Below are 19,392 nucleotides of genomic sequence, written 5' to 3'. Positions count from 1 at the left end.
CATGGACAGGACGCTTATCCATCAGCTCAACGCTGGAACTTTAAGCGACCCTTTTGCCTTGCTCGGCCGTCATGTGGACGGGGCGGAGACAATCATTCGCACGTTCAAACCCGGTGCAGACCGTGTCGAGCTGATTAGAGCCCGCGGAAAAAAAACGATCTTGGAGTTGACCCGTCTGAGCGATGACGGCCTGTTTGAAGGGCGGATCAAGACATCCAAACTCGGTCAGCAAAACGACTATATCGCCCATTACGGAACGCTGCGGCATCGTAGCGGGGACCCCTATGCCTATTCCCCGGACATTGGTGATCTCGATCTACATTTATTGACTGAAGGACGGCATCAACACCTCTACCGCGTGCTCGGCGCGCATGTGATGGAACGGGGCGGCGTCAGCGGGACGCGGTTCGCCGTTTGGGCGCCTAATGCCAGCGGCGTCGCGGTCGTCGCTGACTTCAATGCTTGGCACGGCACACAACATCCGATGCAGTCGCGCGGCGGTTCCGGCATATGGGAACTCTTCGTTCCTGGTGCAGGCGAAGGCACGACCTATAAATACGCCATTCGGGACGCAGCCGGTCATCAATTGCCTTACAAATCTGACCCAGTCGGCTTTGGTGCAGAACTCCGGCCGCATTCTGCCTCCGTCGTGCGCGACCTGTCCGGTCATCACTGGTCGGATAAAAAATGGATGGAGTCCCGGGCACCGAAACAACGCCGCGACGCGCCAATTTCAGTTTACGAAGTCCATCTCGGCAGTTGGCAGCGTGATGAACCACATCATTATCTTAGCTACGCTGAGATCGCCAAGCGGTTGATCCCCTACGTCAAAGAACATGGCTTCACTCACATCGAACTGATGCCCATCACGGAGCACCCGTTTGATGGCAGTTGGGGCTATCAGCCCATTGGTTTATTCGCGCCGACATCGCGCTTTGGGACGCCGTCTGAATTTCGGGCGTTCGTTGAGGCGTTTCATAAAGCCGATATCGGTGTGTTGCTCGACTGGGTTCCGGCCCACTTCCCGTCTGACGAGCACGGGCTGGGTCAATTTGACGGCACGTACATGTATGAGCATGCCGACCCAAAGCAGGGTTTCCATCCCGATTGGAACACACTGATTTTCAATTTCGGCCGCCAAGAAGTCGTCAATTATTTGATCAGTAATGCCCGCTTCTGGCTCGAAGAATATCATCTGGACGGGCTACGCGTTGATGCGGTCGCGAGCATGCTCTATCTCGATTATTCGCGTGAAGAGGGCGAGTGGATCCCCAACGCCGACGGCGGCAATCAGAATTGGGACGCCGTCCGTTTCTTACAGGCGATGAACCGGGACGCTTACCTGACGCTCGACGGCGTGATGACCGTGGCAGAGGAAAGCACGGCGTGGCCCGGTGTATCCCAACCAACCGATAATGACGGACTCGGCTTCGGCTATAAATGGAACATGGGGTGGATGAACGACACGCTGGAATATATGCATGAGGACCCGATCAATCGACGCTATCATCACCATAAAATGACCTTCGGGATCGATTACGCCTTTAGCGAAAATTACCTCTTGCCGCTCAGCCATGACGAGGTCGTGCATGGCAAGGGCAGTCTAATTTCTAAAATGCCGGGCGATGATTGGCAGAAATTCGCTAATTTGCGCGCCTATTATGGGTTCATGTGGGCCCATCCCGGTAAGAAATTGCTCTTTATGGGCTGTGAGTTTGCGCAATGGGGTGAGTGGAAAGCCGATGACCAGCTCAGCTGGGATCAAGCCCAATCTGAGCCGCATGAGCAGGTCTCAAAATTGGTCTCAGATATCAACCATCGCTACCGCGACATCGCCGCTCTGCACGAACTCGATTTTGATCCATCAGGCTTTGAGTGGGTTGAAGGCGGCGCACAAGCGGACAATGTGATGGCCTTCCTGCGCTGGGATGCAGCTCGGTCAAAACCGTTGCTGTGTGTCTGCAACTTCTCACCTGTGCCGCGCATGGATTACCGCATCGGTGTGCCCAATGCGGGTCGATGGGTTGAGGTTCTAAATACAGATGCCAACCACTATGGCGGCTCCGGCGTTGGCAATCTTGGCGCGCGAGACACGATGGCTGAGGATTGGCACGGCCACCCACAGCATTTGCAGATCAATCTGCCGCCGCTTTCGACCGTCTGGTTTACGCCCAAAGCAAGCTGACAAACGGCCTACGAGACCTGCCTCAAATAAATGGGCTAGTGGCGTATAAATCGTCGGGAGAAGGCAAGGAGGCCAAACAGCCCCAACACCATTAGCGCCAGACCTGTCAGAAATACAATCGTATCATAAATCCGTCCGCCAATATGGGCGGCATGGATTGGATAGACCGCGTTGTACGCTTCGCGGCCGACCCCGTTTTTAAGCGCATCATTGCGACCGAGCAGCGCGCCTGTGCCCGGATCGATTACCACGAGCGTGCGACCATTCGGGTGCCATTCTTGAGCCTGTTTCAAACGGATCGATGATGGCCGATCATTCCGACCCCACAATGCCATGCGGGGCGTCGCGTCGGGGAAGGCCGTTTCGGCCTGAGACAAAGCGTTTAGCCAATCTGTCTTTCCAGCCGTGAAGGTCGGGGCATCGACAGGCTCAGGGCTACCAAACTGATCAAACACAGCGCGAGTCTGATTAGGAAATGTCATCATCACGCCTGTCGCGATACTCACCATTAGCGGGGCTGCCACAAAGGTGCCGAGATTACGGTGAACCGACAGAAGCTGACCGCGCGAGATCGAGCGGATCTTCAAGCCCCGACGCCAGCCGCGGCGCATCGGCCAGACCGCAATCAGCCCCGTTACGATCAAAACAAGTCCGGCTATTCCGGCGAACCCAGCAACATACAAACCGACCGTTCCCGTCAGTAGACGGTGGTGCAAATCGAAGAGCCAATCTTCAAGCCGACCGTTCTGTTCCCATTCCGCGATGACAGTGCCGTCGGACGAAAGATAGGCCGCGTGGTGTTCTGTCAGATAGGCTTTGTGCAGACCGAAATCCTGCGTCCCATAGACGAGCGCTCGAAGCTGATCTGGCCCGAAGGTCTTTTCAGCAATCTCTGTCACCTGCGCCAGCGCTGAGAGAGATAAATCCACTGATTGCCGCGCCTCTGGCACCGTCATGCGAATATAATCGTCTTTGAAAACCAGCAGGCTGCCCGTGATTGCAATGACGACCAGGATCAGAGAAACGCCCGCACCCGCCCAGCCATGCAGGTTGCGCAAGGTTGCCTGACCCCGGCGCACACGGCGCGCTGCCGTGTGGTGCGTCTCTCTTAGTAGATTGTCGACCATCGTAATGTCAGCGTCCGGCCTCGGCCTTGGAAGAAGCGGTTGTCCCGATTGACGGCTGCCGGGGAGGATTGGCTGTAATAGGTGGTGTAATCCTCGTTCAAGGCGTTCTGCACACCTAAATCAAATCGACCGACCGGTGTGGTGTATCCGGCATTCAGATCAATCAATGTATAGCCGTCAAAGTCGGTGTTCGTCGCGGCGTCATTGAAGCTGCGGTCGAAATTATGTGAGAGCTGAGCGCGGACTGAAAGCTGAGGCATTGGGGACGCCGCCACAAACAAGGTCAGTCGGTCCGGACTGATATTTTCCGCGCTGAGATCTTCATCCACGGACCCATCACCGTCTTGATCCGACTGACCTTCCAGATTGGCATAGCCTGCGCCGATCGTAACAGCGTCGCTAAAATCATATTCGCCTGAGAGCTCGAAGCCTGAGATTTCCGTCGGCTCACGACGGACTTCAAAAATACCCTGTGCATTAGAGAACAGCCTTTGACCAAAGGCGGATTCGGATTCGAAATAGCTCGCATTGGCCCGGAAACCACCCCGTTCAAAGGCAACGCCCAGCTCTATATTATCGGCAATGATCGGTTCGACATTGAGGAGTGTCTCGACCGTCTGTCCCGACGCATTGACAGCCCGCAGCACGCGCCCAACATCTGGCATGGTGAAGCCTTCGGAATAGGCAACGTAAGGCGTCAGGCCTTCTGTGATTTCGAAACTACCGCCAATATTGACTAAAGTCTTCGTAAAGTCCGGTTCACCGCCACCGACAGCTGTCGATCCAGACGAGAAAATAGTGACATAGTCGTCCACTTTAAGGGTCGCATTTTCCTGACGAATGCCGCCAGAGATTAACAGGCGATCATCCAAGAACATCTGGTCGAGCTGCACGAATGGCGCGACTGACGTGAACTCGACTTGGGGCACCCAAAACCGTCCCGTCTGCACTAGGATTTGGGAACTATCATCTTTCAAGATGTCCAACCCACCCGTGACCGTCAGCCCATCAATACCCAGATCGCTATGACTATAAGTGAGCTTCGCGCCGGATTTATCGGAAATGTTGGAGGACTGATCGAACGTCTCAACACCTGCGGGCTCTGTGCCCGTATTGAAGAAACCGTTAAATGTTCCGCCGCCAAATACGGACTCAAACTCGCGATAAAAGCCCTGCAGTTCTAATTGCCCCCCTAGGAGGTCGTCATACGTAAGGCTGGCAGACAGCGTGTTGACCGTGTTGGTCGGTATCTGCCCCTCGGACTGCCCACGTACCGACGTTGCCGGCATGCCTGTTGCGCGGTCACCTGCAATTTGGACATAATCGCCATCACCTTCCAGCTCGAACAGATTGGCCATGACTTCCAGACGTATGTCCGGCTTGAGCTCGAAACCCACCTTAGCAAAGAGATTGAGCGATTGGCTGTCTTGAATTTCGCCCTGAGTTCCGTCCACGCCAATGCGACGGCCATCGCCGTCATAAAAAGCGCCACGAGTCTCAAACGCCGCACTGGCGACCAAATCGATGGCGCCGAGATCTTTCAATCCCGTCAGCACGCCGCGATAGCCAAAGCCATCGCCGTTAAAGTCTGTATCGGCCGTCACTGCGGCTTCGGCGCGAATTTCCCCAAGGCCGTTGGCAGCGGGCGAGAGCGTGACATAGTTCACAATCCCGCCTGTCGCGCCCACGCCTTGAATAGCGTTTGCGCCATAGAGAATTTCAACCCGCTCTACGACTGCGGCATCAATGGTGAAACCGTCGCGTGAGCCATTTCGCAACGGGTTTGATTGCGGCACGCCGTCAATTAGATAGAGCGGCTCGCGGCCACGGAAGCTCTCACCAGCGCCTGAGAGCTTCTGGCGGCTGGGCGAGAAACTCGGCACGCGCGACCCGATAACATCGACGAGGCTCGTCGAAATCAGAAGCTGGTCGCGGATGGCCTGCTCATCGATTAACCGGACCGTATTGGGCAACGCTTCGACTGGAATCGCCCGGCGTGCAGCTTGGACGATAATTTCGTCTTCTTGGGCAAATTGATAATCCGACGATTGGCTCTGCGCCACGGCGAAGCTTGGCACCGCGACAATTGTCGCGACGCAGACTGATTTGAAAAACACAAGAAACCCCTTCAAACTTGAGAACGACTCGCAATAGCATTCTCTAAAGGAATGTAAATGCGAATTATTCGCAAACTTGAGATCGCGGGCTTCCCTTAACTTATGTGAGTTGAGATCGCCACCTCTTCACCTGCTCGCGCACACGATCTGGCGCGGTTCCGCCATAACTCATCCGGCTGGTGGCGGAGGCAAGCGGGCTGAGCACGGAGAAAATTTCGTCCGTAATGCCCGGCTCCACCGCTTGCATGTCAGATAGCGCCAAACCGTCTAAGGTCAGGCCCTTTTCCTCCGCCAGTGCCACAATACGGCCGGTGACATGGTGGGCATCGCGAAACGGCTTATTCAAATGCATAACCAACCAGTCAGCAATATCGGTCGCAGTCGAGAACCCTGCGCCTGCGGCCTCTGCCAGCCTCGCTTCGTTAGGGGCCATATCTCGGACCATACCCGCCATGGCGCGCAGCGCCAGTTCGAGCGATTCGAACGCCTCAAAAACGGGCTCTTTGTCTTCCTGCATGTCTTTGGAATAAGCGAGTGGGAGGCCCTTCATCACAATCATCAGCGCAGTCAGACTGCCCATGATCCGACCGACTTTAGCCCGGACTAATTCGGCCGCATCTGGATTGCGCTTCTGCGGCATGATGGAGGAGCCAGTGGTAAACGCATCCGACAAAGCGATGAAACGGAATTGTGCGCTGGTCCAGATCACGATCTCTTCCGCCAAACGGGACAAATGGGTCGCGCAGATTGACGCGGCGGCGAGCGCTTCCAAGGCAAAGTCCCGCGCGCTCACCGCGTCGAGTGAATTGGCCATCGGTCGATCAAACCCCAGCGCCTCAGCCGTCATATCACGGTCGATTGGGTAAGGCGTGCCCGCCAAGGCTGCCGCGCCGAGCGGACTTTCGTTCATGCGAACGCGGCAATCGCGCATCCGGCTGCGATCCCGTGCAAACATTTCCAGATAGGCCAACATGTGATGGCCAAAGGTCACGGGCTGTGCGCTTTGCAAATGCGTGAAGCCCGGCATGATGGTGTCCGCATGAGCCTCAGCCTGATCGAGCAGGGCCGTCATGAGGTCCGTCAGAAGATGATCGAACAAGTCTAGTGATTTTCGCGTCCATAGGCGAAAGTCTGTCGCAACCTGATCATTGCGCGATCGACCGGTGTGCAGGCGACCCCCCGCTTCGCCAATGCGATCCTTGAGCCGCGCTTCGACATTCAGATGAATGTCTTCCAACTCTTCGGAGAATGGAAATTCGCCTGCTTCGATCTCAGCTAGAATAGCGTCCAATCCAGACAGGATCGCGTCGCGATCCGCGTCTGAGAGGATGCCCTGTTTCGCCAGCATTGTGGCATGCGCCTTGGATCCGGCAATGTCTTCCGCCGCAAGTTTTTGGTCAAACCCGATGGACGCATTGATGGCCTGCATGATGTCAGACGGTCGTGCGCTGAAACGCCCCCCCCACATGCTCTGGCCTTTACCGCTCGCGCGCTCTATTTCGCTGGCCATGTTTAGTCTTTCCAATGCAATCAAACTGATGATCTTTGGCGGCCTCCTAGCGCTTGGCATGGTCGTCGTGAAGGCCTGCCAAGCGCCAGAAGGCGCGCTTGATCGATTTGCGGTCGGATCGCTCTCAAAATTGACGTCGCTGGACGCCCCACCATTACAACCCACACTCAGCATGACCACGCCGGACGGCACGGTCACCTTGGCCGATTATCGAGGCAAGGTTATACTCGTGAATGCCTGGGCGACCTGGTGCGCGCCCTGTGTCGTCGAAATGCCAAGTCTAGATGAATTGGAGCGGCTGCGCGGCGGTGATGATTTTGCGGTCGTCCCGGTCAGCCTTGACCGAAGTCTGGAGGAAGCCGCAGCTTTCTACGACCGCACCGAGCTATCCAATCTGCCGCTGATCCACGACGGCACCTTCGCCATTAATGCGAACCTAGAATTGCCGGGCCTACCGACATCGATCTTCTATGACAGAAATGGTCGAGAACTCGCCCGATTACCGGGCGAAGCGGATTGGGCCAGTGAAGAAGCGCTAGCATTAGTCGACTATCTGCTGAGCCAGTGAGCCCATTTGCAGAACCATGAGCCAAGGCGCACTTTCGGATATTTGCCCTGTTTGCGATCGTCCTCTCGGACGAAAACGCGAACGTCATCACATCATCCCAAAATCCAAAGGTGGGCGTGAAGTGGTCGAGGTCCACCCGATCTGCCACCGCAAGATCCACCGCGTCTTTACGAACGCTGAACTGGCCGCGCTCGGCTCTATCGACATGCTGAAGGCCTATCCGGATATGGCCGCTTTCATCCGCTGGCTGGCGAACAAACCGCCAGACTTCCACGCGCCAACACGGTAAAGTCTTATTCCGCCGCGTCGAGCAGCTGGCCCCCCGAAAGGCGATCCAGCGAGGTGACGAGATCGGCGATGATATCGTCTGGCGCCTCGAGCCCCACTGACAATCGAACCAGCCCGTCGGAGATGCCGTGCCGGGCGCGTTCTTCTGGCGTATAGGGGCTGTGAGTCATGCTGGCTGGATGCTGGATCAGTGTTTCGGCATCGCCCAGTGACACCGCGCAATGAATCATGGACAGGCCGTCAATCAGAGCTTTCCCGGCATCCATGCCGCCGTGAAGCTCTAATGCGATCATGCCGCCCGGGGCGGCCATCTGGCGCTCGGCCAACGCCCGTTGCGTGAAGTTCGGCAGGCCGGGATACAGTACAGTAGCCACGGCTGGATGCGTATTGAGCACTTCAGCCACACGGGCCGCACTGGCGCAATGACGTTCCATCCGCAGCTCTAATGTCTTCAGCCCACGAAGAATCAACATCGCTGTCATTGGCGCCATTACGGCTCCGGTCATATCTTTCAGCCCATACAGGCGAATTCGGTCGACCAACTCTCGGTGGCCCACGACAATTCCGCCGACCAAGTCTCCGTGCCCACCCAGATATTTTGTCGCCGAATGCACAACCAGATCCGCACCATACTCCATCGGTCGGGTCAGAACGGGCGTCGCATACGTGTTGTCGACCATGACTAGCGCGCTTGTCATCTTTGCAATCTCAGACACGGCAGCAATATCCACCAGCCGCATATTGGGGTTCGCTGGCGTCTCAAAATAGACGACCTTTGTCCGCTCACTGATCGCAGCTTTAAGCGCGTCTGGATTCGTCAAATCGCAATGAGTCACGGTGACCCCGAATCGCTCCAGACCATGATGGAGAAAAGAGAAAGTGCAGCCATAAAGGGTCGTGTCGACGATGACCTCATCGCCGGGTGCAACCAAGGTCCAGAGCGTCGCCGTGATCGCGCCAATACCAGACCCCGTCGCAAGTCCGGCTTCCGCGCCCTCCAGGCTCGCCATGCGCTGCTCCAACAAATCCAACGTCGGATTTGAAATGCGCGAATAGACGTGGCCCGCCGCCTCACCTGCAAAAATCGCACCGCCAGTTTCCGCCGTTTCGAACACGAATGTCGACGTCATATGGACAGGCGGCACCAAAGACCCGCCGTGATCGAGTGGGTTATAGCCATGATGGATCGCCCGTGTGGCGAAGCCTGTTAGTGTGTTTGAATGACGCACAGATCTCTCTCCCGACCCATTTTCGTAAAATCAAACTATGCTATTTCGGTTAGAATTATCGTGTTATTGATCACATGAATCGCTCTCACTTAGCATTATGTGTCAAATATGGACCCAATTGATCGAAAAATAGTCAGAACTCTGCAACGTGATGGACGGCTAAGCAATCGTGAGCTGGCCGACCATGTCGGCCTATCCCCCTCACCCTGCCTGCGGCGGCTTAAGGCGCTGGAACAGTCCGGCGTCATTCGTGGCTATCATGCAGAGGTGGACCCTGATCTTTACGGTTTGCCAGTCACCGTTTTTATTCGGATCCGGCTAGAGCGCCATGGCGAGGAGACGGTCAACGCGTTCGAGGCCAAAGTTCAGGCGAATGATAGCATTGTCGAATGCCATGTCATGACAGGCCAATGGGACTATCTGTTGCGGGTCATGGTCGCAGATTTGCGCGACTATGAGCGCTTCGTTCGGAACGAGTTGCAGCGCATTGGCGGCATTGGCTCAATCGACACGAGCTTCGCCTATGGCATGGTCAAGAGCCGTGCGGCCTTTCCTATCGTCGAGGAAAGGCCCGAAGCAGCCAAACTTCGTTAGTCGATGTCACCGCCGAGTGAGCGCCAAACTGCCGTGATAATTCCGTCTTTCTGGATAAAATTGGCCATTTCAGACATGTCTGCCAGAGGATCTTCCTCAATAATCACCTGCAAACTTTTCCCAGCCTCTTTAAGTTCGCTTACGCGGTCGAGAATGATCTGTAAGTTGTCGCGCGTCTCTTGGAGACCGGCCTTATCCGTTATTGAGCCATGACCCGGGATGATGACGGTCTCATCATCGGCCAGCTCTAACGCAACATCATGCGCCGCAATCATGCCCTGCATTGAGCCACCAGAATCCACGTCCACAAAAGGGAACATGTCGAGGAAGAGATTGTCGCCCATATGAATGGCATTGGGTTCTTCAAAAACCACAATGGAATCGCCGTCCGTATGCGCCGATGGTGTGTGAACCGCACGCGCCGTGATACCATTGAAATGCAAGCTGGCTTGATCAGAGAAGGTCACAACTGGCCAGAAGGCTTCGTCTTTCGCCTCATTCATGCGCCCAAACGCTTTGTTCATATAGCTTGTGCCCATGCGAGCGCGTACATTATCATGCGCCATAACCAGCGCGCCAGCCTGTTTCATTTCCGGGTTAGAGCCCGTGTGGTCGCCGTGCAAATGGGTGTTGATGACAAAGAGTAGTTCGTCATTCTCACCAGCGATCTCGGAAACATGGTAGAGAATCTCCTCGGCATTGCGGGAGAACTTATCATCGATCAGGACCACACCGTCTGGACCGGAGCTGACACCGATATTGCCGCCAGGGCCAAACAGAACATGCAGATTGTCGGTGATCGTCTCAACGGTCAGTTTGGGATCGCTCGGTGCGGTGCGCTCAGTTTTGTGGGCGATCTGATCATGCGCATTCGCAGGGACATGCGCGAAACCAGACATCAGCAGGGCGGCACTCAGCAATAGGGTCGTCTTGGTCATGTCAGTCTTCCTGTAATATATCCGCCCCCTTATGAGGCCAGAGAAAGCCTCGTTCCGGGTGGCAAAACACGGTCGGGGCAAGCATGGTTATCCATATGCGCGCGGATATTGATCAGGACTTTCTCACCCATTTCCCGCCGGCTCTCATGTGTAGCCGATCCAATGTGTGGAGCGAGAATCACATTTTCGAGACCCAGCAGCGCAGAATGCGGCTTGGGCTCATTCTCGTAAACATCCAGCCCGGCCCCCGCGAGACGTCCATGCGCGAGTGCGTCAGCCAAGGCGACCTCATCAACGATTTCACCGCGCGACGTGTTCACCAGATAACTGTCCGGCTTCATCAACGCCAAGGTCCGTCCATCGATCAAATGGCGGGTCGACGGCGTTAGCGGAGCGTTGATTGACAGAATATCAATGTCAGTGAGCATATCTTCAAGCGTATCGTGCCAACGTGCATCTAGCGCCCGTTCCATCGTATCCGGAACGCGCTGTCGATTATGGTAATGAACGGATAGTCCAAACGCATGGGCGCGGCGGGCGACGGCGCTGCCAATCCGCCCCATCCCCAGAATACCAAGCCGTTTTCCGCGCACTCTGTGGCCTAGCATATGGGTTGGGCTCCATCCGGTAAATTCTCCGGCGCGCAAACGACGATCACCCTCAACCAGCCGACGCGGCACAGCGAGGATTAACCCCATCGCCAAGTCAGCCGTGTCTTCTGTCAATACGCCAGGCGTATTGGTGACCGTCATCCCGCGCGCATGGGCCGCCGCCACGTCGATATGATCGGTCCCGGCACCAAAATTGGCGATCAGTCGTAAACGTTGGGGAGCGGCAGCGATAATGTCAGCATCTATGATGTCCGTCACAGTCGGCACGAAGACGTCACAGTCCGCAATCGCTGCCTTAAGGTCCGTATGGCTCATCGGGGCATCGTCCGTCCGTAACACCACATCAAACAGTTCTGTCATGCGGGCTTCGACCTGATCTGGCAGCCTGCGCGTCACGACAACGCGTGGGCGGGTGGACTCTGTCTGTCCGGGATCGGTCTGGCTCTTCGGCATGGTCTCTTGTGGCGCGATCACAGGGTCTAACGCAAGGGTTCGCCTTGCCGAAAGAGCCTAGAAATTCGAGCAAATTCACCTCACTTAACGACGACTTAACGCTACCGGGCAATTGACTGTCCTTATGCCGCACAGTTTTACATCGACTTTGCCTCTTCGGTCCCGCCTCAGCGCTATGCTGGGCATGGGCCTGATTGTTAGCGGGTTTTCGCTCACAGCACCGACCGTTTACGCGAACGAGCCAACAGCCCCATCAGCGCAGATCGCCCAAACTGAGACCACGGGGACGGTCACGGCCCTACGAGATATTTACCGTGTCAGTGGCAACCAGACACCCTCTGGGTTCGACGTGCCCCGTTTCGTCAGCCTGAAATTCGGCAAGGTCAATGCCCGGACTGGCCCTTCGCGCAATCATCCAGTCGCTTATCAGTACCAACGCCGGGGCTTGCCACTGATCGTGGTAGCGGAGACCGAAATGTGGCGCAAAGTCCGCGACATTTACGGGGATGAAGCCTGGGTCCGCAAGCCCGCTCTGTCGGGCGATCGTTACGCGGTTTTGAGCACCGACAGTCGCCTTTACAGCAAAGCCGATAGCAATAGCCGCACCGTGGCACGCGTTGAGCGCGGCGCACTTGTGCATTTGGAAGACTGCCCATCCGAGGCATTCTGCCGTGTGCGCACGCAGAGCGGGGTGAAGGGGTTTGCTATGAAAACTGTGCTATGGGGCGCGCAGACATTCGACTAACACGATGCCTGTGTTGAGCGCTAGAAGCGCTTGAGCAACCGATCCAGATAATCTTGTTCCTGCTGTTCCCGTTCAGCTTCAGACGCGCGGCGACGCAGCTCTTCGAGAATTTCGCGTGAACGCTCCGCATTATCTCTCGGATCGATGTCGGTTTCAGCATTGTCGGACGCAAAACCGTCCTCACCACGTCCGAGCGGGTCCGCGTCACCATTTTGTTCAGCACCATCCCCAGCCCGCTCTGCGGCCAGCGCATCGCCAGCGTCTCGCAAAGCTTGGATCGCCTCTGACTGGGCCTGCCTTGATCGGCCAAGTTCACCCTGACCGAGAGCGGCTTGAGACTCCCGCATCGCATCACGCGCGCGGCTAAAGGCCTCACCCGACGTGCCGCCCCTAGCTTGACCGTCGCCGTCTCTGCTTTGGTTCAACAAGTCCTGAATACTATCAATACCGCCGCTACCATTCCCGCCCCCAGAGCGATCGCCGTCAGCCTGACCTTGGCCCTCGCCTGTGTCGCCAGCTTCACCGCCTCCAGACTCTTCGCCCTCGCCTTCACCCTCGCCGGGCATCACTTCCGTGCCCTGTTCGGATAATCGCCTTTGCAAGCCCTCGATGAGTTGCTCGATCTCTGCTTGGCGTTCTGACAGCTCTTGCGGAGATAGGCTCTCACCGCTGCCCTCTTCACCAAATTCACGCCGGATCGCGTCACGTTCCGCCTGTCGAGTCTGGTCGTCGAGTTCGCGTTGCTCACCCAACGATTCAGCCAGGTCCTCCAGCGATTCGCGCATCTCCTCACTCATCTCATCTTCGCCGGATGTATCACCGCCCCCGCCGCCCTGCGTGAGCTGCATTTGCATATTTTCGAGTAGCTCTGCGAGCTGAGCCAGTGCGCGCCGCGCGCCTTCCGTATCGCCAACCCGGTTCGCTTCCTCAATCGCGTCGAGCAAAGCTTGAATTTCATCAGCAGAGCCCATTGCCTGCATTCCGCCTTCGCCATTGCCTTCAACGATGGTCGCGTTTTTGCGCAACTCTTCCATATAGGCGTCTACCGCCTGATTATACCGCGCGAACAGCGTATCGATCTCGCGCTGCGGCGCGCGCCGCGCAATGCCTTCGCGGAGCGCTTCCTGCGCTTCTTGCATTTCTTGCAACGCGGTTCCCAACACGCCAAATTCTGCGCGGATTGCCAGCTTCCACATATGCTCTGGCAGGCCAATAATGGCGTCTGCCGATCGCGCATAACGCAAGGTCTTTCCGACATGGCGCAGACCCACATATACGACCGGGTCGTTAAACAAGCCCGGATCGGGATAATCTGTGACGGCTTCGATCAACTCTGTCGCCCGCTGCACCGGCGCAGGCGCGCGACCTAAGCGCCAAGCCGTCTGATAGGTATCGAACGTGCCATCCGATGCATCCATATCGGGGTGAGTTTTCGGGGGATCTGCGTAATCGCCATCGCCCGCTAAGAGCAGAGCGCGCTGTTCAACAATCGCTTTGGCCAGAGGTTCAACGAAAATCTTGTCCGGAACTGTGATGTAGAACGGCTCGGTCGTGCCGCGCTGCTCTGCCCCATCCACGGCGACAAGTCGCGCCACGACTTTCTTCCCGGCGAGCGGATGACGCGTCAAATCGAGCTTTAGCGAGCGCCGCTCAGCCTCAACAAATCCACCGCTCTCCGTATCAAACTCGGCCACATTGGCATCGAAGGCCGTCGCATCATTTAGACCGTCAGATAGCTCGACCATTTCCAGTAGGATCTGCTCGACGCCGTAATCATCGCTAGCGTCGAACACTAAAACGAGCCGATCGCGCTTATCAATCTCAGACGGCTCTTTGGTCGTGATAACGGGTTTTTGGTCGGGAGTGGCGTCGACAAAAAATTGCTGACGCCGCGGACCAATGCGCCAATCAAGTTGGCCGGAACTCTCAATGCGCGTGCGAACTTCGACACTATTTCGGCCTAATGTGGTAGGGTCCAGAAAACGCGATCCCCGCTCGCTAATATAGCGCGGTCGCGGCAGGTTTGACGCGCCCGATGCGCGCACGACGAGGGTCGAGCCTTCCGGCGCGCGAATGACCGCATCGCCTTGGGCATAGATAGGCGGGCGACCCGTATAGTCCGGCGGATCAACCCAAGCCTCAAACGTCACAGCATAAGGGTTGGTCGGGGCGAGCCAAGTCGGGCTCAACGACTGACGCATCCGCTCTAATGACACGCCAAACGCCATGAAGATCGCCAGACCCAGAGCAATCGGCATCAGGATGCGTAAGCCATATCGGTCGATTAGGGAGAGCGCTGGCCTACGCCCAACCCGGTGGATTGTGTTGGCTTGGGTCCGTGCTTCTGAGACATGAGCCGGCCACAGATCGGGCGCGAGCACGGCATGATCCTGCAGTGTGTCGAGCGGGCGATGCGCCAACCCAGCGGTTGTTTCCAACCGACGTAGCGCGTCTGATCGGGTCGGCATCCGCAAGCGTCTGGCAGCGAGTCCGCCCCGCACAATCACGCCGACTGTGGCAATCAGCGCGAGCAGACGTAGCGGATCGCCCACCACTTCCCACAACCCCAACACCGTCAAAATGAAATAGATGGCGAGCACAAGCGCGGGCAGCGCCAGCACAGGCGCATAGATTTCCCAGAACAAACGCAGACGCGCCAGCGTCGCAAGACGCGTCAGACGTGTGGGCAAAGCTGTCGTGGCAGTCGGCACGTTATCCGCCTAGCGCAGCCATGCGATATTTGTCGCTTAAAATATCAGTCACTCTTGGCCGGACCGCATCTCTAGAGGGGTTTTAAGGATTTCCTCCTTGCAGCCACACGCCCGCGTCCCACCGCCCATCACGGGGTCGGCCAATGTCTGCAAATCCCGTGAAGTGACACGAGCGCGGACGCCACCCATCGACGGATGACAAATGAAATACCGTTTTACGACAGACGAACGTCCGCGCGCTCGGTCGGCGCACCCGATCAAAAGCGTCGTGTCTACCGACGGCCCACCATGAGCACACGCCGGGAGGGGGTTAGACGAGGGTTGCGCTTTCGACGCACACCCGCCTGCCCCCTGCTTCGGAAGGGGCGCATCGGGCGGGTCTTACCGCTGCCGACTCGTTCGCGCTCCCGAACCATCATCAATCGCTTCGCCAGATGGAGCCATGCACGCCGCATAAGATCGCACACCGCCCAGCCCACCGAACCCCGCCAAACTCCCAAGGGAGTCTGTTCTTCCCGAAAGCTATGCACTCTCTCGTGTCCGGAGCGGGTGAGGATAAGAAACCATGGAAATGATAAGCGGGGATGGATTGGGGTGAGTTTCTTTGAACTCACCTGTATTATCCTGGACAAGGACGTGGGCCATCAGGGACAACCGTGCTTCGCTAAAGCTCAGAGCGGTGGATTCAATGATCCATCACCAATCCGGCAAGCGCTCAGTTTTCAATATGTCAGCGATGGTCGGGCGCTCCCGGATCACGCGGTAAGCTTCGCCGCGAACCATCACTTCAGGGACGAGTGGTCGCGTATTATATTGGCTGCTTTGCACCGCGCCATACGCACCCGTCGAATGGATAGCGAGCAGATCGCCCGAAGCGACGGTCGGCATCTCCCGACCCTTGGCAAATGTATCCCCTGTTTCACAAATCGGACCGACAATATCGTAAGTCGTGGATTGGAAATCCGGACCCGGCGCACGGACGGGTTCAATATCGTGAAACGCGTCATAGAGCGCCGGACGCAGCAAATCATTCATAGCCGCATCGATGATGAGAAACGCCCGGTCCTCGCCCTCTTTGACATAGAGAACTTCGGTTAGCAGCACGCCGGAATTCCCGGCGATCACCCGCCCAGGCTCAAAGATCATTTGCACATCGAGATCGCTAGTGAGCCGTTTGACGAGCGCACCATATTCAGACGGCGGCGGCGGCGTTCGGCTATTATCGCCATAAGGAATGCCAAGACCGCCGCCAATATCGAAGGCGTGAATCTTATGGCCTGCCGCCCGCAAGCGACCGATCAGCGACGCGACTTTGCGAATCGCCGCTTCAAACGGTGCGAGATCATCAATCTGAGAGCCAATATGCACATCTACGCCCACGACGCGAATGCCAGGCAGGCGCGCCGCTTCGGCATAGGCATCTTCGGCGCTGCTCCAGGCGATGCCGAACTTGTTTTCTTTCGCGCCGGTACTGATTTTTTCGTGCCCACCGGCCGTCACGTCCGGATTAACCCGGAAGGAAATCGGGGCTATCAAGCCTTTTTCCAGCGCCACTTCATTCAGAGCGCGAAGTTCTGGCAGGCTTTCCACATTGAAGACCTTGATGCCCGCATCGAGCGCGTCGGCCATTTCGGCCCGGGTCTTACCGACACCGGAAAAGACGATGCGGTCCCCCGGAATTCCAGCGATCAGAGCGCGGGCTAACTCACCGCCGGATACAACGTCAGCGCCCGCACCGAGTTTAGCGAGTGTCGCTAAAACAGCGATGTTCGAATTGGCTTTGACCGAATAGGCGACCAGCGCGTCAATGCCGGAGAAACTCTCAGCAAACACGCGGTAATGATGCTCGAACGTGGCGCTTGAATAGACATAGACGGGGGTGCCAACCTCTGCGACGATCCGTGAAAGGGCCACATCTTCGGCGTGCAGCTCACCGTTTTTAAAATCGAAATGACGCATTGTGGGGGTCTAAGGCTGGTCCGCGACATCGACGCCATAGCCGACACCTTCGTTTTCATCTTCATCCTCATCCCGCGCTTGCGCATCGGCAGGTGTGTCAGTGCTCACCTCTTCACCCCAGAGCGGCGGCGGCGTGTCGAGCCCACCCTTAATGCCGCAGCCTGACAGAGGCGCCGCGAAAGCGAGTAAAAGCACGATCAGCATAAGACGAGTCATGCCCTCGCATAGTCTGCACACACGCAGGCGTCGAGTCAGAATGGAGAGTGGATCAACCCGTCCTGTAACCTTTGTCCATGTGACACCTATTTCACTTTTCGTCAGGCGTCCGTCGCGTCAATAGTCGCGCATGAAACACACGCTCCTGCCCCTATCCGTCCTGATCTTGACCGCCGCGCCCACCGCAATGGCTGAAGACGCCCCGCAGCCGATTGGTGACGAGTTTTGTTTTTCAATCGATGGCATCGGTGAAACGCTGGGTAAGTTTGATAGTCTGAAACCTGAAAAGCGCGATGTCGTCGGGGCGGAGATTGCTATGCAGTTCGAGCTCGAAGACGGCGAGTTGATGCCGGAACGGGTTGAACTGCGCGAAGGCGACCAAGCACGCATGGTTATGTTTGACGACCAAGGCCGCAGCGTCGGACTAAGTGACCAATTACGGTCCATGGCGGCACCGGATAGCGTTTGCGTTATGGATCCTCCGCGCGCTGAGCGTTTTGGCAAAGACATTGGTTACAGTGTCGATTTCGGTGTCGGCGTCCGCTTCAAAGAAACCCCCGGCACGCATTCACTCACTGAGATTGAAGAAGGTCTGAAAGATGGCCGCTCACATTATAAAAAGATGGTGGGGGCCATGGGGTTCATGGTGCCTAAGTTCACTCATATCGCCGTGTCAGGCGAGGATGAAACCACCCCTCCCAAAGTCTTTGCGACGGCCAACGGTCAGGATATCGGCGAACCGGATTTCGAGCTTTATGACGGCGCGCGGATGATTGCCGTCGATACTTTAGAGGATATGGGCGCGGACGGCGTTCGGATCGAAGGCGACACATATCGGATGAGCCCAAGCCCCGACGCGAAAACCGTCGCTAAATTTGCTAGCGAGGATGACGACTGATCGGCCATCCACGCCCTGATCGCGGAGCGGACTAGATTCTAGCGAACGATCAAAGGCGACTAATATATTCCAACCAATCTAGGTCTAGCGCATCCATATTTTTCGGCAGACCGACTGTGTTGCTCGACAGCCAAGTCGTGAAACTCTTGCCCTCTGCCAAAGGCGCAGCAATTTGCGATAGAATTTTGTCGGTCCCTGAACGATCTTCCAGATAATCTGAAAAAACCAAGGCTTGCGCATAAAAATTGGGGGCGCGATCCCCGCCCGATTGCGCAATAAAGTCCTCGGCTTCTTGCCCACTCAGACGGATGACCCGACTCGTAGTCTTGCTGACTTCTGTGCGAGGTGATTGGGTCCGTTCAGTCGCATCAGGGAGCTCTGCAACATCACGGCGAATGAGCTTTCGCTTTGTCTCGCTGCCTTCAGTTTGCGGTAACTGGATCATTCTAAGGCGCTCAGCAAGATCGCGACCAGCTTGGGCCGCTGGGTGAACCATTGTGAGGAATTCAGCGAGCGGAATTCGTTTCTCGGGCTCTATTTCGCTGAATTTTACACGCCGTCGCTGCTTCCCGTCTTCTGACTCCATCGCGATAGCAGCCGATTCGTCCAACCAGTCGGGAGCCCAGCCACCATAAGCATGCTCGGTTTGCTCTGTGTCTTCGCTTGGATACCGGTCCACAAACCACTTGTGACCAAGCTCATGCGACAGAGCACTGAGGTCGGTGAAATCTTCTTTGGTGGCTGGTATTTTGGCGGCTGTTTGGGATTGAAGTTGCGCAAGCGCAGACGCAATCGCTGCATCTTTAACGACTTGGGGACGATCCCCTAACTGCTCTTCAACCTTCCTAATGACATCCCGATTTCGAAGCTCGACGCGTTCCGCAGGAGAAATCCAAGGCATGATCGTCATATACCCATTGGCCGTCAGACGTGACTGGACATCGGCATTAATGGTTCCAGTAGGCACGATAATCGTTGGAGACGGCATGGCACCGAACTTCATCTGAAAATCACGGGCCGCCGACTCCGTCACTTCGTGCAGTAGTTTAGATTCAAGTTCAGTTGCATTTTCAGATAGGACAGAAAATCGTTCAGTTGCGGCACAGGGAAGTTCGGCATGGACGCAAGCTGTATTGGGTGACGCTGAAACCGACTGACACACTGACAACAGAACAGCAGCTGGGAGAATGTAAAAAGGTCGAAGACAGATCATGCGTCATTCGATAATGACGACCACAATTGT

Annotated in this window: 16 protein-coding genes; 6 read left to right on the top strand and 10 right to left on the bottom strand. The window is 56.5% G+C overall.

Features of this window, described 5'->3' with window-relative positions; translation table 11 throughout:
* Position 1: 1 nt before the first annotated feature.
* Complete coding sequence (gene glgB, locus QQL54_RS10940; protein WP_284390584.1) at positions 2-2,185, top strand: 1,4-alpha-glucan branching protein GlgB; 2,184 nt, start codon at positions 2-4, stop codon at positions 2,183-2,185.
* Positions 2,186-2,220: 35 nt separating this feature from the next.
* Here glgB and QQL54_RS10935 read toward each other — a convergent pair whose 3' ends face one another.
* The 3 genes from QQL54_RS10935 to argH all read right to left on the bottom strand — a co-directional run bounded on the left by QQL54_RS10935 (position 2,221) and on the right by argH (position 6,939).
* A complete protein-coding gene (locus QQL54_RS10935; RefSeq protein WP_284390582.1) occupies positions 2,221-3,312 on the bottom strand; it encodes a PepSY-associated TM helix domain-containing protein in 1,092 nt (363 codons plus the stop codon).
* On the bottom strand, positions 3,294-5,429 hold the full coding sequence (locus QQL54_RS10930) for a TonB-dependent receptor (RefSeq protein ID WP_284390580.1): 2,136 nt from the start codon (positions 5,427-5,429) through the stop codon (positions 3,294-3,296). The genes QQL54_RS10935 and QQL54_RS10930 overlap by 19 nt, the downstream gene beginning before the upstream one ends.
* Before the next feature lie 100 nt (positions 5,430-5,529).
* Positions 5,530-6,939: an argininosuccinate lyase gene (gene argH / locus QQL54_RS10925; RefSeq protein WP_284390578.1), complete on the bottom strand. Its 1,410-nt coding sequence runs from the start codon at positions 6,937-6,939 to the stop codon at positions 5,530-5,532.
* Here argH and QQL54_RS10920 point away from each other — a divergent pair.
* Positions 6,938-7,507 carry a TlpA family protein disulfide reductase gene (locus QQL54_RS10920; protein WP_284390576.1) on the top strand — a complete coding sequence of 190 codons (570 nt, stop codon included), beginning with the start codon at positions 6,938-6,940 and terminating at the stop codon, positions 7,505-7,507. The two genes, argH and QQL54_RS10920, sit on opposite strands and share 2 nt — an antisense overlap.
* Before the next feature lie 16 nt (positions 7,508-7,523).
* Positions 7,524-7,796, top strand: a complete 273-nt coding sequence (locus QQL54_RS10915) for an HNH endonuclease (RefSeq protein WP_284390572.1) — start codon at positions 7,524-7,526, stop codon at positions 7,794-7,796.
* A gap of 4 nt (positions 7,797-7,800) precedes the next feature.
* Here QQL54_RS10915 and QQL54_RS10910 read toward each other — a convergent pair whose 3' ends face one another.
* Positions 7,801-9,024 (bottom strand): methionine gamma-lyase, encoded by a 1,224-nt coding sequence (locus QQL54_RS10910; protein ID WP_284390570.1) that lies wholly within the window; start codon positions 9,022-9,024, stop codon positions 7,801-7,803.
* Between the two features lie 108 nt (positions 9,025-9,132).
* Here QQL54_RS10910 and QQL54_RS10905 point away from each other — a divergent pair, with 108 nt between their 5' ends.
* Positions 9,133-9,618: an Lrp/AsnC family transcriptional regulator gene (locus tag QQL54_RS10905; RefSeq protein WP_284390568.1), complete on the top strand. Its 486-nt coding sequence runs from the start codon at positions 9,133-9,135 to the stop codon at positions 9,616-9,618.
* Here QQL54_RS10905 and QQL54_RS10900 read toward each other — a convergent pair.
* Entirely contained in the window at positions 9,615-10,556 is a 942-nt protein-coding gene (locus tag QQL54_RS10900) for an MBL fold metallo-hydrolase (RefSeq protein WP_284390567.1), read from the bottom strand. The two genes, QQL54_RS10905 and QQL54_RS10900, sit on opposite strands and share 4 nt — an antisense overlap.
* A 29-nt stretch (positions 10,557-10,585) precedes the next feature.
* Positions 10,586-11,620, bottom strand: coding sequence for a 2-hydroxyacid dehydrogenase (locus tag QQL54_RS10895; RefSeq protein WP_348520753.1), 1,035 nt, complete (start codon positions 11,618-11,620; stop codon positions 10,586-10,588).
* 124 nt (positions 11,621-11,744) lie between these two features.
* Between QQL54_RS10895 and QQL54_RS10890 the strand changes: the two genes are divergently transcribed.
* On the top strand, positions 11,745-12,365 hold the full coding sequence (locus QQL54_RS10890) for an SH3 domain-containing protein (RefSeq protein WP_284390565.1): 621 nt from the start codon (positions 11,745-11,747) through the stop codon (positions 12,363-12,365).
* A gap of 20 nt (positions 12,366-12,385) precedes the next feature.
* Here the strand turns inward: QQL54_RS10890 and QQL54_RS10885 are convergent, their stop codons facing one another.
* The 3 genes from QQL54_RS10885 to lptM form a co-directional block, all read right to left on the bottom strand.
* Entirely contained in the window at positions 12,386-15,076 is a 2,691-nt protein-coding gene (locus tag QQL54_RS10885; protein WP_284390564.1) for a DUF4175 domain-containing protein, read from the bottom strand.
* A 696-nt stretch (positions 15,077-15,772) separates the two neighbouring features.
* Positions 15,773-17,035: a diaminopimelate decarboxylase gene (lysA, locus tag QQL54_RS10880; RefSeq protein WP_284390562.1), complete on the bottom strand. Its 1,263-nt coding sequence runs from the start codon at positions 17,033-17,035 to the stop codon at positions 15,773-15,775.
* 9 nt (positions 17,036-17,044) lie between these two features.
* Positions 17,045-17,251 (bottom strand): LPS translocon maturation chaperone LptM, encoded by a 207-nt coding sequence (lptM, locus tag QQL54_RS10875; protein WP_284390560.1) that lies wholly within the window; start codon positions 17,249-17,251, stop codon positions 17,045-17,047.
* Between the two features lie 130 nt (positions 17,252-17,381).
* On the opposite strand from lptM, the gene QQL54_RS10870 reads away from it, so the two are divergent.
* The gene (locus tag QQL54_RS10870) at positions 17,382-18,149 is read left to right on the top strand and encodes a hypothetical protein (protein WP_284390558.1); all 768 of its coding nucleotides are present in this window, start codon (positions 17,382-17,384) and stop codon (positions 18,147-18,149) included.
* A 49-nt stretch (positions 18,150-18,198) separates the two neighbouring features.
* Here QQL54_RS10870 and QQL54_RS10865 read toward each other — a convergent pair whose 3' ends face one another.
* Positions 18,199-19,362 carry a hypothetical protein gene (locus QQL54_RS10865; protein WP_284390556.1) on the bottom strand — a complete coding sequence of 388 codons (1,164 nt, stop codon included), beginning with the start codon at positions 19,360-19,362 and terminating at the stop codon, positions 18,199-18,201.
* Between the last annotated feature and the right edge of the window lie 30 nt (positions 19,363-19,392).

Source organism: Algimonas ampicilliniresistens (genome assembly GCF_030159955.1).
Classification (GTDB): domain Bacteria; phylum Pseudomonadota; class Alphaproteobacteria; order Caulobacterales; family Maricaulaceae; genus Litorimonas; species Litorimonas ampicilliniresistens.
This window is presented reverse-complemented; position numbering and strand designations above follow the sequence as displayed.